This is a genomic window from Halomonas sp. LS-001 (assembly GCF_052983955.1).
In genome coordinates this window covers 358,124-374,082 of sequence record NZ_CM129816.1, presented here as the reverse complement: position 1 = coordinate 374,082, position 15,959 = coordinate 358,124, and the positions used below count along the sequence as shown (strand labels likewise).

Genomic DNA, 15,959 nt, shown 5'->3' with positions numbered 1-15,959 from the left:
AATCAACAAGATTCCGTTGATTTGGCATTTATATGATAAAAAATCTAAGCTTCAGCAATTTTTATAGCTTTGCCGATGAGACGATGATTGATTTTGGTCTAGGCAAGAAGCCCACGCCTTCAGGTTATGACATCAGCGTAGATGGCGAGCGCTTCAACAAGGCCATCGCCATCGTCGGCGCGAATGGTTCGGGCAAAACCCAATTTTTGAAGCCACTGGCTTTTCTGAGCTGGTTTATCGACCAATCCTTCCTGGGTGGCGACCCTGAGGGGGATATCCCCTTTGCAGCACATCTTCTCCATACCGATTCCCCAAGCCATTTTGAGCTTGAGTTTATGTTGGATGGCGTCGACTACCGTTACCAGCTGCAACTGACTCCTCAAGCGGTCATTTCCGAGGCGCTCTATAAAAAAACAAGCGCCCAATACAGCTATTTGTTCAAGCGTGAAAAAAACCAGCAGGGGTACCGCTTTAAACATAAAGGCTTCCCGTTTCCCAAGGCGCAGGCTGAAAAACTGCGTGGTAATGCGTCACTGATCAGCGCTGCGCACAGCTACGATATTGCTGAAGCAAAACCTTTTGTTGAGTTCTTTGAACATATAAAGAGCAATGTGGTGAGCACAGGACGCCAGCATTTCCAGCATGGCGATATTTTGGGCGCAGCTGAAAAGTATCAGAAGGCACCTGACTTGCTCCAACGGATGTCAGGTGCCATGTGTGAGCTCGATCTTGGGCTCAGCAGTGTTGAAATAAGAAAGCTCACAGCACGCGATAAAACCGGACGGGAAGAGCCTGTGTTTGTTCCTTTTGGGTTGCATGCCACCGACAATGGCCAAACCTTTGAGCTGCCCTTCTTTGAGGAGTCCAGCGGTACCCAGTCGGCGTTCGTTTTACTGGAGCCTATTTTGCGTACCTTGCAACATGGCGGCGTAGCGGTGATCGATGAAATCGACAACGACCTGCACCCACACCTGATCCCGCATCTACTGGAATGGTTTGAGTTTGACCATACCAACCCGCATCAGGCGCAGCTGATCTTCACCTGTCATACCCCTGAGGTACTGAACCTGCTGCAGAAACATCAGATATACCTGATCGAAAAGCGCAACCAGCAAAGTGAAGCCTGGCGCCTGGACGATATGGCAGGCCTTCGAGCCGATGATAACCTTTACGCCAAATATATGGCGGGAGCGCTCGGCGCTACGCCGGAGCTGTGACGCCTATACCGCGCTGTTTCCCAGAGCGGTTCTCGAAGAAACTACCAATCCATCAGTGGTCGCTGTAAGGAGAGCACTAGTTCCGCACAATCCATAAAGCGAACAGGCGCTATGTTTATGCCATCGACATAGCGTGAACCTATGTCGATTTTTTGGGCTTTTTTCGACATAGGTCAGCCGACATGTATAGAAAATCGGCTTTTCTATACATGTCGCCCACAACGTGCAAAGATTTTGCCACTTTTTATACATGTAGCGCTGTTCCTTGGGCGCGCTTAAAAAACACCGGAACCCCATGACCCACAACGATATCGTCCAGAAACTCTGGAACCTGTGCGACGTGCTGCGCGATGAAGGCATCAACTACTCGGATTACGTCACTGAGCTGGTGATGCTGCTGTTTATCAAGATGGTGCATGAGAACACCGAAGCTGGCACCCTGAAAAAGCATCCGCTGCCGGAGGGCTGCCGCTGGAGCGATCTGAACGGCAAATCCGGCGTCAATCTGCTACGAGATTATCAAGATATCCTGCGCGCACTTTCCACCGGAAAGCGAACAATGGCCGATGCCAAAGACCCCACTAAAACGATCGAGGTACAGGTACATAACGACCCGCTGATCAGCGCCATCTACGCCGATGCCCAGACCCGCCTACGCGAGCCGCGCCACCTGGAACAGATGATCAAGACGCTGGATCAGATTGACTGGTTCAGCGCCCAGAAAGATGGCCTGGGGGATCTCTACGAAGGCCTGCTGGAAAAAAACGCCAACGAGACCAAATCCGGCGCGGGGCAGTATTTCACCCCACGCGCCTTGATCAACACCATGGTCAACTGCCTGAAACCCCAGCCCGGCGAGCGCATTCAGGACCCCTCAGCGGGAACGGCAGGCTTTCTGATTGCCGCCCACGAGTACATCAAGGCCCACACCGATGACCTTTACGACCTGACCAGCGAGCAGAAAAACTTTCAGGCCACCCGCGCCTATGTGGGCATTGAGCTGGTGCCCGGCACCCGCCGCCTGGCGCTGATGAACTGCCTGCTGCACGGCATGGAAGGCGACGACGAAGGCGTGGTGCATCTGGGCAACGCCCTCGGCCAGGCCGGTGCCGGGCTTGAAAAGGCCGATATCATCCTCGCCAACCCACCCTTTGGCACCAGCAAAGGCGGCGATGCCAGCATTACCCGCGACGACCTGACCTATAAAACCAGCAACAAGCAGCTGGCCTTCCTGCAGCATATCTACCGCAACCTGAAACCCGGTGGCCGCGCTGCCGTGGTGCTGCCGGATAACGTCCTGTTTGAAGCCGGTGTGGGCACCGAGGTGCGCCGCGACCTGATGGACAAGTGCAACCTGCACACCATCCTGCGCCTGCCCACCGGCATTTTTTACGCCCAGGGCGTGAAAACCAACGTGTTGTTTTTTACCAAAGGCAGCGCGGCAGACAAGTATCAGGAAGAGCGCTGCACGGAAAACGTCTGGGTGTATGACCTGCGCACCAATATGCCAAGCTTCGGCAAGCGCACGCCCTTTGGCGAGCAGCACCTCAAGCCGTTTGAGGTAGTGTTTGGCGAAAGCCCCAATGGCGACAACCCGCGCCAGGAAGGCGAATACAGCTTTCATTCAGACAAGATAGAACTGCCGGAAGCCACCAAAGCCACGGATGAAAACCAGGGCGTGGATGAGCGCATGCTGCACAGCCGCTGGCGCTGTTTCAGCCGAGAATGGATTCGCGACACCAAGGGCGATTCGCTGGATATCAGCTGGCTGAAAGACAGCGACAGCGTGGATGCCGCCAACCTCCCCGCGCCAGAGGTGCTGGCTGGTGAAGCCATGGGCGAGCTGGTGCAGGCGCTGGGCGAACTGGATGCCCTGATGCGGGAACTTGGGGCTGAGGAAGAGGCTGATGGGGCTAGGGTGCTTTCTCAACAAGTGCTTGGAGGAGGCAACTCATGAGCTTTTCTGTTGTTCAGAGTTATTGGCGCAACACCACCCTAGAAGAATGCGTTGACATCCTGGACTCAAAACGAATTCCAGTAAATAACAAGGACCGTCAGAGGCGAATTGAAAACAAGTCGCCGAATCAACTCTACCCGTATTTCGGTGCAACTGGTGAAGTTGGAAAAATTGATGATTACTTGTTTGATGAAGAATTAGTTGCACTTGGCGAGGACGGCGTACCATTTTTAGATCCAAGAAAGCCTAAAGCCTACATGTTGTTCGGTAAAACTTGGGTAAATAATCATGCCCATGTATTAAAAGCTGCTGAGGGGGTGACGAGCAATCGTTTCCTACTGCATTTCCTGAATCAATTTGACTATCAGGAATATGTTAACGGAGGGACACGCTTAAAGCTGACGCAAGCCAACATGAGACGAATGCCGTTTCCACTCCCTCCCCTCGCCGAACAAAAAGCCATCGCCGATAAGCTCGATACCCTGCTGGCCCAGGTGGAAACCACCCAAGCCCGCCTTGAGCGCATCCCGCAGAGCCTCAAACGCTTCCGCCAATCCGTACTGGCAGCGGCAGTGAGTGGGAAGTTGAAGGAGGATGGAGAACTTGATGATAGAAGCTGGCCGCTGACAAAACTTTCCAACCTCTGCGCTACCGCTTTCGATGGGCCTTTTGGCTCAAAACTGAAATCATCAGATTACACAGATGATGGTGTAGGTGTGGTTCGGCTAGAGAATATTAAGCATCTTAGTTTTGACCAATCTAAGGAGACTTTCATAAGTGAGGAAAAGTACCTGACGCTGGAAAAAAATAAGCTTCAGAAAAATGACCTATTGTTTTCGTCGTTTGTGGACGAGGAGATTCGCGCCTGCCTATTCCCATTTGAGACACTTCGGTTCATAAATAAAGCAGATTGTTTCTGTTTAAGAATTGATCAGGAAAAAGCATTGCCAGAGTTTGTCTTGTATCTGCTCACTTCACAATATTCCTATGCGCAAATTAAAGAGCATGTGCAAGGCGTCACTAGACCCAGAGTCAATCTAAAAATCCTGAAGTCGTTAGAATTTCCAATCCCTCCGGTTCAAGCACAGTCGGAGATCGTCCGCCGCGTGAACCAACTCTTCGCCCACGCTGAGCGCATTGAGCAGCAGGTGAATAACGCCCTGGCGCGGGTCAACAACCTCACCCAGTCGATACTAGCCAAGGCCTTTCGCGGCGAGCTGACCGAGCAGTGGCGCAAGGATAACCCCGAGCTGATCAGCGGCGAAAACTCAGCCGAGGCGTTGTTGGAGCGAATTAAGGAAGAACGTGCGGCAAAAGCGCCTATAAAACGGACAAGGAGGAAGGCCACGACATGACGTCCCACTCTACGATCTCAACCACGCAGGCTGAGCGTATACTGCCGTTCTGGCACAAGGTCGAGTTTTTTGTTTCCCCGGATTTGAAGGAGCTGGAAGAAGGTGCCAGAAGCGCGATCCAGTACTCACACGAGGAGCTTGCAACGTTTCCTGCGTGCCTGCCGTGGTTGAACCGAGAACAGTTAAGACGTGCGAGCACATCGCACGAGCCCACCAAACCCTATATGTTCAGGCTGTATCTGGGGGTGTTTCCTCGAAGCGAGATATTTCGTATCGCGCGTGACTATTACCCGGAAAGCGCCGAGGGCTCGGAGGAACGCAACGCCGATGAGGGTCAGAGTTGCTCGATGACGGTGATGGTCGATGAGTATGGCTACATTGACGCCGAAAGCTTCGAGTTTTCCACCGCGCCCTGGGCGCTGGGCGAGGTAATGCAGAAGCGGCTGGATGCAGTGACCATGCAGGCATTCGAAATGGCTACCCGGCAATTTCAGGACAGGCTGGCCGCGATCGTGACCGTAGCCAACAACGTCAAGCACGCCTACGACCTGCCGCCAATGCTGACGACCTTCGAGCTGATCGAAATGCTCAAGACAATCAGCAGTTGGACACCGTTCACCGCCTGCTCGAGCAGTATGCCTGCAGTGTATGTTCAACCGTTTGAGATATGGGGCGATCGCGCCAAGGCCTGGGAAAAAGCACAACGCCCACCGATGACGCATGAAAGGCTGGACAGGCTGGCTGAGTCGTTGCCTGCGGCCTTCGAGTCTGAGATAGCGTCTCGACAGGCGCCACCCGAGACCAGCAAGGCTGATCAGAGGCGTGAGGTTGATCGCTCCGATGAAATAGCCATCCTGAACAGCTTTTTCATTCGCGATCTCGAGCGGGTCACTGGCGCGCTGGCCCCCGATGGACTTGCCTCAGGCTCGCCGCTGGCGCGCTACTTGTCGGGTGACGCGCAGCGCCACCCCGATCTATTGCTGCCCGAAGGCCGCTCGCTATTGATGACGCGGCTCATGCCCGAACGTATGCCTGCCGGGCGCTGGCCGGGCGAGGATGATCGCTCGATGAGCCTGATGCAGCAGTTCGCCATCAACACCATCGACCAGGAATTGGCAGACGGCGGCCTCTATTCCGTCAACGGCCCGCCCGGTACCGGCAAGACCACCATGCTGCGCGATTTGGTCGCTCGCAACGTGGTCAAGCGCGCCGAAGTGCTGGCCTCACTCGCGTCACCCGAAGCGGCTTTCGGCGAGGACCTGAAGGCCAAGGTCGATGATCAGATGACGTCGATCAAGACGCTGATTCCCGAGCTTGCCGGGTTCGAAATGGTGGTGGCGTCCAGCAACAACGCCGCGGTGGAGAACGTCACTCAGGAGCTGCCGCAAACCGAGGCGCTGGGCGCGGCGTACCGTGAGCTTTCGTATTTGAAGCCGGTGGGCCAAAAACTGGCGGCTACCCACGAAAGCCGCGAGGGCGATCTGCACGTGGATGCACTATCGCCGGAAAAAGAGTGTTGGGGACTGATCGCCACGGCGCTTGGTAACAAAAGCAACCGCACAACCTTTGGCGAGCGGGTCTTTTTCAAGCCTATAGCTCAGTGCGAGGCCGAAGGTGAGGCCGAGCACTACAGGACGTTGGTGCCCGCGCTCAAGGCGCTCGCCGACGGGCGCGATACGCTTGAAGACTTTCGCGCCGCACAGCGTGCGTTCAAGGCGGCAGAGGCGCACATCGAGGCAATCCATCAGGATATCGCCCGGCTACAAGCACTGAACCAGTTGGCGCGTCAAACCGAGGAGTGCCGCCGCCGGACGGAAATCGACCGCCGTCTGGCAAGCCGAGTGGCGCTTTGGCGAGGCAAGCGACAGGCGGCCAAGGTGGCGCTTTGGCCCATCACGGCGTCTTGCCGCCACCGCGCCCAACTCAAACAGCTTGCCCAGCGAGAGCGGCGTGCCGCTCAACAGGCCGAGGTGAGTGAACAGCGCCTGGCATCGCTCGAGAAACGGCTGAACGCTGAGCGGGAGGCGTGTCACACCCTTGAAATTAGGTATCAGGACGTGCTGCTGCCCGATGAGACGCTGGATCTGGACACGGCCGAGGTGCAGCGCACGTCCTTTGGCCACTGCAAGGCACTCAACGAGGCCCGAGGACAGCTGACCGCGCGCGCGTTCGAACTGCATCAGGCGTGGCTTGTGGCCGCCTACGCCGACAAGAAAAATCAACTTTGGCTAACGATCAGCTCAGTGATGAAGCTGCTGAACGGCAAGGTCGATGACCACGCCGGGGTGAAAGCCTTGTGGCAGATGATTTTCATGATCGTGCCGGTGGTATCGTCGACGTTTGCCTCCTTCGCCAGCCAGTTCAAGGCGCTCAATGAAGGAGATCTCGGCTGGTTGTTTATCGATGAAGCTGGGCAGGCCTCGCCGCAGCAGGCTGTAGGTGCCCTCTGGCGCGCCAGGCGTGCGGTCGTGGTGGGCGACCCGCTGCAGATCGAGCCGGTCTTTACGGTACCCGCGCCATTGGTCGAGGCAATGGCGGATACGATGCTGGGTGATGACTGGTCTATATGGTCTCCCACGCTGACCTCGGTTCAGGTTGTCGCTGACCGTGCCAACGCCTACGGCACGAACGAAATTTCCGAGGAACTCTGGGTCGGCAGTCCATTGCGGGTACACCGCCGGTGTGATGAGCCGATGTTCAGCATTGCCAATCGCATCGCCTATAACGACAAGATGCTACATGGTAGCGAGGGCCTGGCACCCGGGCCGGGGGACAGTCGCTGGTTCGATATCGTCGGTGAGAGCAAAGAGAAGCACTTCGTTCCCGCTCAGGCGGCAAAGGTTGCCGATATGCTCAAGCGCCATATCGACAAAACCGGAGAGCTCCCGAGTGTCTATGTGATCTCGCCTTTCAAGGCAGTGGCTCGGGGCGTAAGGACGGAGTTAGAGCACTCTTTGGACGCCAACGCGTTCGGTGGCAAGAGCAAACTCCGTAGTTGGCTCAAGGCACGTGTAGGAACGGTCCATACCTTTCAGGGTAAGGAAGAGGACAGCGTTATTCTGGTGCTGGGGCTATCGAGTGCGTCACCCGGCGCTGCCGAATGGGCATCTAGCAAGCCCAATTTGCTGAATGTAGCTGTGACACGCGCCAAAAAGCGAGTATACGTAGTAGGCAGTACTGATATATGGGCAGGTAAGAAGTACTTTTCCGATGCTCAGGAGCTGCTTGTCCAAGAAACGGCATAACGCTCAGAGTGCAACTCTATTGAACACTTGCAATGAGTCGCTACGATCATCTTACTGCGGGAAAGGCAACACATCCGCTCGCCTCGCCCGGCCAGACCTTGCCGGATCACGCTTGGGTTTGAGAGGCACTACGTTGTCTGCAGCGTCAGGCTGAACGCTTAGGTAACCTGGAGGTAAGTTACACAGCATCTCAATCGTCTCTAGCGGCAGGCCAATCTGGTGAACCAGCTCAGTGCGTTCAAAGATGCCGCTGTCTACCAGAAGGTGTGCGCCGCGCATCATCAGCTTGGGTTACTCGAGAGCCAGGGCATCATCACCTGGCTCGCCTTTCGTCCATTTACGCCTCGAACGCCCTTTCCACAGTCTTAGCTGTAACTGTTCTTTCAGCAGTGATAAATCTCAGCAACGCACAATCATCTGAAGTTACTGAGACTTTCCAGCGCGACTTAAGCGAAAGCAGATTATCCAGGGTTGGCCAACGCCAACCCTGTCAGGATGAAACGCACCCATGCAAATCGCCCAGCCGACGTGGATCCCGGTGTCAACAACAACGCGTAAAGCAAAGCACCCAATCAAATATACGCCTAGCAGCGACGCCCATTCCTGGCGTTTGAACATGGCGTTCTCCATCAAAACATGCACTGAGGAAGAAGTATGTCCAACAGCAGGAAGGGCGTCGACTCAGGCGCACTACCTACGATCAGGCTTCCAGCGCTTCTTCCTCACGTACGGTGAGGGCTTCCAGCGAGGCTTCGATAATACCGAGACCTTCTTCCAGCACCTCCGCCGATACCGTCAGCGGCACCAGAATACGGATGCTGTTGCTGTAGAAACCGCAGGACAGCAGAATCAGGCCGTGCTCACGAGCCTTGGCACACAGCGCCTGGGTCATGGCGGGGTCAGGCTTGCCGTGCGCATCTACCAGCTCGAACGCGGCCATGGCACCCAGGTGGCGGCCATGGGCAACAGCGGCAAAGCGCGCTTCCCAGCTCGCAAAGCGTTTGCCCAGCAGCTCACCCATTGCCTGGCTCTTGGCCAGAATGCCTTCTTCTTCAATCGCTTCGATCACGGCCAGTGCCGCTGCGCAGGAAAGCGGGTTGCCGCTGTAGGTACCGCCCAGCGAGTTGGCACCGGAGGCATCCATCACCTCGGCCTTGCCGACCACAGCAGAAAGCGGCATACCGTTGGCCAGGCTCTTGGCGGTGGTCAGCACGTCGGCTTCAACGCCGCTGTGTTCCAGCGCGAACAGCTTGCCAGTGCGCGCAAAGCCAGACTGCACTTCATCAACAATCAGCAGAATGCCGTGCTCGTCACACAGGGCGCGCAGGGCGGCCAGGTAAGCGGGTGAGGCAATGTAGAAACCGCCCTCTCCCTGTACCGGCTCGATCACGATAGCGGCAGTGTGATGCGGTGCGATATCAGTCTTGAACAACTTGCGCAGGCCGTTGAGGGAGTCTTCTTCGCTGATGCCGTGGATCGGGTTGGGGAACGGCGCGCGGAAGACATCACCCGGCATGGGGCCGAAGTCGTTCTTGTAGGGCAGCACCTTGCCGGTCATGGCCAGGGTCATCATGGTACGGCCATGGAAAGCACCGTCAAAGGTGATGATGCCGGTGCGGCCAGTGGCGGCGCGGGCAATTTTCACGGCGTTTTCCAGCGCTTCCGCACCGGTATTGACCAGCATGGCTTTGCGTTCCGGGCCGCGTACCGGCGCCAGTTCACAAAGCTTCTGGCACAGCTGCACGTAGGGCGCGTAGGAGATTACCGTAGCGCAGGTGTGCATGACTTTTTTCAGCTGTGCTTCTACAGCAGCAACCACTTTGGGGTGGCGGTGACCCAGGTTAAGCACGCCAATACCACCAGCGAAATCAATCCAGCGTTTGCCATCTTCGTCCCACAGCTCGGCATTTTCGGCGTGATCAACAAACTGGGTGGTGGCGGTGGCTGCGCCGCTGGCGACAAAGCGGTTTTTGAGTTCGTTCAATTCTTGATTGGTCATTTTCAACTCTCAGAGTCCGCCGACGCAGACGTATTTAAGTTCAGTAAACTCTTCCAGGCCGTGGTGGGAACCTTCACGCCCCAGCCCTGACTCTTTCACGCCGCCAAAGGGCGCAAGCTCAGTGGAAATAATGCCTTCATTGACGCCCACCATGCCGTACTCAAGCGCTTCCATGGTGTGCCAGATGCGCCGGTAGTCGCTGGCATAGAAATACGCCGCCAGGCCAAAGGGCGTATCGTTGGCCATTGCAATGCCTTCTTCATCGCTGGTGAAGCGGAACACCGGTGCCAGCGGGCCAAAGGTTTCTTCACTGGCAACTAACATGTCCGGCGTCACATCGGCAAGCACGGTGGGGGTAAAGAAGCGCTCCCCTGCCGCGTGGGGCTTGCCGCCGCACATCAGGCGCGCGCCCTGGCTAACCGCGTCATCCACATGGCTCTGAACCTTGTCGATCGCCGCCTGGTTGATCAGCGGGCCGATGGTGTTGCCATCTTCAAGGCCACTGCCCACTTGAAGGGCTTCAACGCGCTCGGTCAGCTTGGCAACGAACTGGTCGTAAATGCCGTCCTGAACCAGGAAGCGGTTGGTGCACACGCAGGTCTGCCCGGCGTTGCGGTACTTGGATGCCAGGGCCCCTGCAACAGCGGCATCCACGTCGGCATCATCAAAGACGATAAAGGGTGCGTTGCCGCCCAGCTCCATGGCGGTTTTCTTGACGGTGCTGGCGCACTGAGCCATAAGGAACTTACCGACCGGCGTTGAACCGGTGAACGACACCTTGCGAACGCGTGGGTCGGTGGTCAGCACTTCGCCCACGGCGGCAGGCTGGCGCGAGGTCACCACGCTAATGGTGCCCGGCGGAAGACCCGCTTCCAGCCCCAGATAGGCAGCGGCCAGCGCGGTAAGTGGCGTAGCTTCGGCAGGTTTGATCACCACGGTGCAACCGGCGGCCAGGGCCGGGCCACATTTGCGGGTGATCATGGCCAGCGGAAAGTTCCAGGGCGTAATGGCGGCCACGACACCCACCGGCTCACGAAACACCAGCAGGCGTTTGTCGGCGGCGTGATTGGGCAGGGTTTCACCGGCCATGCGTTTGGCTTCTTCCGCGAAGAATTCGATGAAAGACGCGCCGTAGGTCACTTCGCCACGCGCTTCAGTCAGCGGTTTGCCTTGTTCCAGCGTCATCAGGCGAGCGAGATCATCGGCGTGCTCCATGATCAGCGTAAACCAGCGGTGAAGCACGGCGTGGCGCTGCTTGGCGGGTGTCTTGCGCCATGCGTTGCCAGCGTCGTAAGCGGCAGCAACCGCGTCGCGTGCGTCATCGGCGCTCATATCCGCTACACGGGCAATGATTTCGCCGGTTGCCGGGTTGTCTACGCCGAAGGTTTCGCGGCCCTGGCGCCACTCACCGCCTACCAGGCCTGGAACGTCGTCTTTGAGCCACTGATCGATAAATCCCATGGTGCTCTCCTGTCAGATTATTTTATTCATGTGTTTGGTCAGCGTTAGCGGCGCGGAACAGCGATTCATTTACGCGCTCGCTTTGTGATGCATAAACGTATGCGGCAACGCTAGCACTCCTGAAGGCAAAGGCGAATGAACCACTTTCCCGTTCAACCAGACCACTTTTGGTGGTTTGGCTGGAACGGATTACACTGATGTGGCAATCGCGCGCATCGCAGCAGGTTCGGCCCATGAAATCCATCACGCCTTCGGCAGCTCTCCTGCCGCTTGAGCAGCACTACGCTCAACAGTCCCGCCACTTGAGCAAACAGGTTCGCCTTGAACAGACTCTACGCCACGCGGCAATTCAGCAGTGGCCGGACGGTACGCGCCTGCCCTCGCATCGCCAGTTGGCGGCGGCGTTTGGTGTGGCGCGGCATACCCTGGCCCAGGCCATTGCCACTCTGGTGGAGGAAGGTTTGCTGACCACGGCGCATGGGCGCGGCACCTGGACACGCCAGCCGGTAGAGCCGGTTAGCCTGCCGCCTATCAACACTCAGCTTTCCGAGCGCGCCAAACAGGCATTGGAAGGGCCGGGCGCCAGCCTGGTGCAAACCGGCTCCTTCATGCCGGGCGTGCCGGATATTGCGCAGTTTCCGATGCGTAAATGGCGGGAGCTGTATGCCAGCGTCACCGTGCCGCAGAACACTCTGCTGCTGACCTACTCCACCGGCGGCTATGGCCCGCTGAAACGCGCCATTCGTGATTTCCTGCAGCGTTGGCGACACCTTGACTGCGATATCGACCAGATCATCATTACCGACGGCACTCATAACGGGTTGCAGCTCTGTGCCATGGCGCTCACCGACCCCGGCGACCGGGTGGCCATTGAGTCGCCCAGCTATTGGGGAGCCCGCAAGATTTTCACCGCCTTCGATTGTCAGCTGGAGATGATTCCCTGGTGGCCGGGCAAAGGGCATGAACTGCCTGAGTCGCCGTTGCCCACCCAGATCGCCTACCTGATGGGCGGGCATCATTATCCGCTCAGCGTGCCGACCCAGTTGGAAGAAAAACGCCAACTATGCCAGGCGTTAAGCCCGGCGTATGTGATCGAGGATGATTACGAGTTCGGTCAGCAGGCACACAACAATCTGTTATATGAAACACGCTCTGAGCGCCATATTCTGGTGGGCTCTTTTTCCAAGATCATGTTTCCCGGCCTGCGGCTGGGCTATCTGGTGGTGCCCAGGCACCTGGCGCCGTCGATCAACCGCCTGCGCAGCGAGCTGTTCCGCGAAGGCCGAATGCTGGATCAGGCGGTGCTGGCACGTTTTATGTTTGATGGCCATCTGGACAGCTGGTGCCGCCGTATTCACCGTGAATATCTGGGCCGCCAACAGGTCGTGCATGACCTGTTAAGCAGCCTGCCCCAGGTGAAACGCATTTCTCTGCCCAGCCACGCCATCAGCCTTTGCGTTGAATTTGAAGATGGCGTCAACGATGTGGCGCTGGTTAACGCCTTGATGAAAGAACAACTGGTGATGCGCCCATTGAGCATTGCCTGCACCCCCGACGACCAGCGTACCGGCCTGATCATGGGCGTTGGCATGCTCTCGGGGGAGACACTGCTGCACGAAGTCCGCCGCCTGCGCCAGGCGCTGAAAAAAACACTTAATTGAATATTTTTATAGCATAAAAAACGCGTTACTCGCCGTGGAATCATTAATCAATCATTGAGCATCTGAACTGCGGCAAGAACAAGACAGTTACAGTGGTGGCTGGTAGACATGGCAGCCCTGATGACGGATATCAATGCCACGATATTATTAATAGCGAAGATAAACGCTGCACTTTGGCATCGGTCAGCAGAGCCTAGCGCCAAACATACAACTGCCGAAGACCGATGCCAGCAGGCAACTCAAGGTACTAACAGCTCAACAATCACCATTATGAATAAGCCGAGTTTAGTATATTTCTACCCACACTTTGTAAGAAATAACTTACATATTTTTAAGAAATATAGTACAGACCAATAAGCAAGCACCATTTATCATTAAAAAATAAATTAGCATTTTTTTATTTAAAGTTTTTTTCGAAAAACAAATTTAACAATTACTGTAATCAAAAAAGGAAAAACATGGAGCCAGTTTGTATAGAAGACTGGGAATTGCTTGCAAAGCGCCGCTTACCAGCAGAGGTTTATGACTTTATCGCTGGAGGAGCAGGGAGTGAGCAATCACTACGAGAAAACATTCACGCATTGAAACGTGTGAAATTTATTTCCAGAGTCTTACGGGGCGTATGTAGAGTAGATTCTCTCACTACTCGTTTGGCCCCAATACTTGGAGAGGGATGCCCAGTGCCTCCTCTTCTTGTAGCCCCAAGTGCACATCACAAACTTGTTCACCCTGAGGGGGAACTCGCAACAATAACAGCTGCGAATCAAGCTGGAATACCCTTTGTTCTCAGCACTATGTCAGATATATCTTTGGAAGCCGTGTGTGAGCATTCAGTCACGCCGGTTATGTTTCAATTTTATCTATATAAAGATCGCCAGTTTAGTAGAGATATTATGCAGCGAGCACAAGACTCTGGCTGCAGCGCTTTTGTTTTTACTGTAGATGTTCCACTCATGGGGGCGCGGCTGCGTGATCGACGAAATAGATTCGAGGTAAGTAAATATAGAAATGAAAGTTACTTCCAAGCAAAAACACGGCATCAGCGTACCCAAGTTATAGAAGCATCAGGAGTAGAGTCCTTCGTCGCAGAAAAGCTGGAATCTACGATTTGCTGGGCAGATGTAGAATGGATCAAGAGCCATTCTAATATTCCACTGATATTGAAAGGAATATCGCACCCTTTGGATGCGGAAATTGCTCTGCAGCACGAAGTTGATGCTCTTTACCTTTCTAATCATGGTGGGCGCCAACTCGACCACCATGTTTCCGCTATTAGTATGTTGCCACATATTCGCCAACGGCTAGGTAGCGCAATACCGATTATCGTAGATGGTGGTATTCGCAGTGGCACAGATGTTCTTAAGGCTCTGGCTTTAGGTGCTGATGCTGTAGGCGTAGGCCGTCCAGCTCTCTGGGGCCTTGCCGCTGAAGGAACGCAAGGAGTAACGCGAATATTAGAACAGCTTATAGAAGATTTAGAACTCAGCATGCACCTCTGCGGATGTTCCTCTCTTGCAGAAATCAATAATGAAATTATTTGGACCGAATAAGCCACGTGTTATGGAGAACACTTATGATTAATAGCTGCGACACCACTTCAAGCCTAATGCTTAAGCATAAAGCGCGAAAGATTGATCATGTTGCGATTGCAGTACTAGATCTTGAGAAAGCCATTAGCTATTACAGCATGATCGGATTTACGCTCAGCGACCGTATGACTACGACTGGAGCTCGTAGTGCAATGAATTCTGCAGTAATGGAAGCTGGTCCGATTAAGTTTGTGTTACTGGAAGGCGCAGATGAAAATTCTCAAATAACTCGATTTATTAAAGAATACGGAGCTGGTCCACAACATATTGCCATTGAGGTGGATAATGTGGAAGGTGTATGCAAAGAGTTAGAAAGCGAAGGTTTATCTTTCAGCACCGAAGTTATCAAAGGGCCTGACCTAATTCAGCGCTTCACCGTTCGCTGCATTAACTCTGGAGTTATGATTGAGTTCATTGAAAGAAATGAGGAAGAGGGTTTCTCGGAAAAAAACGTCGAAGATCTTTTCCGGCAACTTGAAGCAAGTAACTCTTATTAATTATTTTTGCAACATGCAAGAATTTTATCGAAATTAAAATATGCAAGGGATTGCGATATGCTTACAAATAAATTCACACTAAGTGAGCAAGAAAAGGCTCTCTTACCCAGTGACGAAGACGTACTTTTTTATCAAAAGCACGGTTGGTTCATAACAGATAAGGTTTTCACCGATGACGAGCTTGAAGCCTTCGTTCAGGAAAGCCGTGATTACTATAACGGAAAAAGAGATAGACACTTACCAACAAAACCTCCCACCTTAGCTTATTGGGTTCCAGAAGATGGTAATGTTGCCCGCAATAACGACTATGTTCACTATGAAAGCTACACCTTTCGAAAACTATTAACAAAACCAATCATTGGGGCTATCGCAGCACGCCTAGCACAAACAGACGAAATAAGAATATGGAATAGTGCCCTCATCACCAAGCCAGCTCGAGGAGAGTTTCAGGCAGAGGGAATGTTCCGTCCTGTGGTGCCATGGCATAAAGATGCTCACTATTGGTCCACCTGCACTTCAAACAATCTTCTTACGGCATTTATAAATTTTCATGACTGTTATGAAAATATGGGCGCGCTGCAAATGATTGATGGAAGCAATCGTTGGCGAGAGCTTGACGCCGATGACAGCATAACTCAACATTTTGGGAGCCGCAGCGTAGATGAACTACAAGCCATGCTGAAAGAAACTGCCCAACTCAATGAAGACGCAGTAAGAAAAATTCCTATGATTAGCAAACGCGGTCATATCAGCTTTCACAACTGTAACACCTTTCATGGTAGCGCTCCAAACTACAGCGATATAGATAGAGTCTCTATTTCTCTGCATTTACAAGACGGGAGCAATAGTTACAAGCAACACATGTTGGCCGATGGCTCAAAACTAAAATATAATAACGATTATTTCTGCCGTATAGACTATGAAGGCAACCCGGATTACACCGATCCAGATTTCTGTCCACAAATCTGGAAGGGTTAA

General features: G+C 54.2%; 11 protein-coding genes. 8 read left to right on the top strand and 3 right to left on the bottom strand.

The features are described from left to right. Window positions 1–32: 32 nt before the first annotated feature. The 4 genes from ACU6TU_RS01770 to ACU6TU_RS01755 all read left to right on the top strand — a co-directional run bounded on the left by ACU6TU_RS01770 (window position 33) and on the right by ACU6TU_RS01755 (window position 7,774). Entirely contained in the window at window positions 33–1,217 is a 1,185-nt protein-coding gene (locus tag ACU6TU_RS01770) for an AAA family ATPase (protein ID WP_447142886.1), read from the top strand. 295 nt (window positions 1,218–1,512) lie between these two features. Beyond that, window positions 1,513–3,174: an N-6 DNA methylase gene (locus ACU6TU_RS01765; RefSeq protein ID WP_447142885.1), complete on the top strand. Its 1,662-nt coding sequence runs from the start codon at window positions 1,513–1,515 to the stop codon at window positions 3,172–3,174. After that, window positions 3,171–4,529, top strand: a complete 1,359-nt coding sequence (locus ACU6TU_RS01760) for a restriction endonuclease subunit S (RefSeq protein WP_447142884.1) — start codon at window positions 3,171–3,173, stop codon at window positions 4,527–4,529. Before ACU6TU_RS01765 ends, ACU6TU_RS01760 begins: the two co-directional genes overlap by 4 nt. After that, window positions 4,526–7,774 carry a DEAD/DEAH box helicase gene (locus ACU6TU_RS01755; protein WP_447142883.1) on the top strand — a complete coding sequence of 1,083 codons (3,249 nt, stop codon included), beginning with the start codon at window positions 4,526–4,528 and terminating at the stop codon, window positions 7,772–7,774. The genes ACU6TU_RS01760 and ACU6TU_RS01755 overlap by 4 nt, the downstream gene beginning before the upstream one ends. A gap of 51 nt (window positions 7,775–7,825) precedes the next feature. Here ACU6TU_RS01755 and ACU6TU_RS01750 read toward each other — a convergent pair whose 3' ends face one another. The 3 genes from ACU6TU_RS01750 to ACU6TU_RS01740 all read right to left on the bottom strand — a co-directional run bounded on the left by ACU6TU_RS01750 (window position 7,826) and on the right by ACU6TU_RS01740 (window position 11,234). Next, the gene (locus ACU6TU_RS01750; RefSeq protein WP_447142882.1) at window positions 7,826–8,056 is read right to left on the bottom strand and encodes a hypothetical protein; all 231 of its coding nucleotides are present in this window, start codon (window positions 8,054–8,056) and stop codon (window positions 7,826–7,828) included. Window positions 8,057–8,474: 418 nt separating this feature from the next. Beyond that, a complete protein-coding gene (gene gabT, locus ACU6TU_RS01745) occupies window positions 8,475–9,773 on the bottom strand; it encodes a 4-aminobutyrate--2-oxoglutarate transaminase (protein ID WP_447142881.1) in 1,299 nt (432 codons plus the stop codon). Between the two features lie 9 nt (window positions 9,774–9,782). Continuing rightward, on the bottom strand, window positions 9,783–11,234 hold the full coding sequence (locus ACU6TU_RS01740; protein ID WP_447142880.1) for an NAD-dependent succinate-semialdehyde dehydrogenase: 1,452 nt from the start codon (window positions 11,232–11,234) through the stop codon (window positions 9,783–9,785). A 233-nt stretch (window positions 11,235–11,467) separates the two neighbouring features. On the opposite strand from ACU6TU_RS01740, the gene ACU6TU_RS01735 reads away from it, so the two are divergent. The 4 genes from ACU6TU_RS01735 to ACU6TU_RS01720 all read left to right on the top strand — a co-directional run bounded on the left by ACU6TU_RS01735 (window position 11,468) and on the right by ACU6TU_RS01720 (window position 15,959). After that, a complete protein-coding gene (locus ACU6TU_RS01735) occupies window positions 11,468–12,895 on the top strand; it encodes an aminotransferase-like domain-containing protein (protein ID WP_447142879.1) in 1,428 nt (475 codons plus the stop codon). Between the two features lie 458 nt (window positions 12,896–13,353). After that, the gene (locus ACU6TU_RS01730) at window positions 13,354–14,445 is read left to right on the top strand and encodes an alpha-hydroxy acid oxidase (protein WP_447142878.1); all 1,092 of its coding nucleotides are present in this window, start codon (window positions 13,354–13,356) and stop codon (window positions 14,443–14,445) included. Window positions 14,446–14,468: 23 nt separating this feature from the next. Continuing rightward, entirely contained in the window at window positions 14,469–14,981 is a 513-nt protein-coding gene (locus ACU6TU_RS01725; RefSeq protein ID WP_447142877.1) for a VOC family protein, read from the top strand. 57 nt (window positions 14,982–15,038) lie between these two features. After that, entirely contained in the window at window positions 15,039–15,959 is a 921-nt protein-coding gene (locus tag ACU6TU_RS01720) for a phytanoyl-CoA dioxygenase family protein (protein ID WP_447142876.1), read from the top strand.

Excerpts from the sequence above, each read along its gene's own strand:
- ACU6TU_RS01765 (WP_447142885.1), top strand. The coding sequence starts at position 1,513 with ATGACCCACAACGATATCGTCCAGAAACTCTGGAACCTGTGCGACGTG.
- ACU6TU_RS01720 (WP_447142876.1), top strand. The coding sequence starts at position 15,039 with ATGCTTACAAATAAATTCACACTAAGTGAGCAAGAAAAGGCTCTCTTA.
- ACU6TU_RS01760 (WP_447142884.1), top strand. The coding sequence starts at position 3,171 with ATGAGCTTTTCTGTTGTTCAGAGTTATTGGCGCAACACCACCCTAGAA.
- ACU6TU_RS01770 (WP_447142886.1), top strand. The coding sequence starts at position 33 with ATGATAAAAAATCTAAGCTTCAGCAATTTTTATAGCTTTGCCGATGAG.
- ACU6TU_RS01740 (WP_447142880.1), bottom strand. The coding sequence starts at position 11,234 with ATGGGATTTATCGATCAGTGGCTCAAAGACGACGTTCCAGGCCTGGTA.
- ACU6TU_RS01750 (WP_447142882.1), bottom strand. The coding sequence starts at position 8,056 with ATGATGCGCGGCGCACACCTTCTGGTAGACAGCGGCATCTTTGAACGC.
- ACU6TU_RS01730 (WP_447142878.1), top strand. The coding sequence starts at position 13,354 with ATGGAGCCAGTTTGTATAGAAGACTGGGAATTGCTTGCAAAGCGCCGC.
- ACU6TU_RS01725 (WP_447142877.1), top strand. The coding sequence starts at position 14,469 with ATGATTAATAGCTGCGACACCACTTCAAGCCTAATGCTTAAGCATAAA.
- gabT (WP_447142881.1), bottom strand. The coding sequence starts at position 9,773 with ATGACCAATCAAGAATTGAACGAACTCAAAAACCGCTTTGTCGCCAGC.
- ACU6TU_RS01755 (WP_447142883.1), top strand. The coding sequence starts at position 4,526 with ATGACGTCCCACTCTACGATCTCAACCACGCAGGCTGAGCGTATACTG.
- ACU6TU_RS01735 (WP_447142879.1), top strand. The coding sequence starts at position 11,468 with ATGAAATCCATCACGCCTTCGGCAGCTCTCCTGCCGCTTGAGCAGCAC.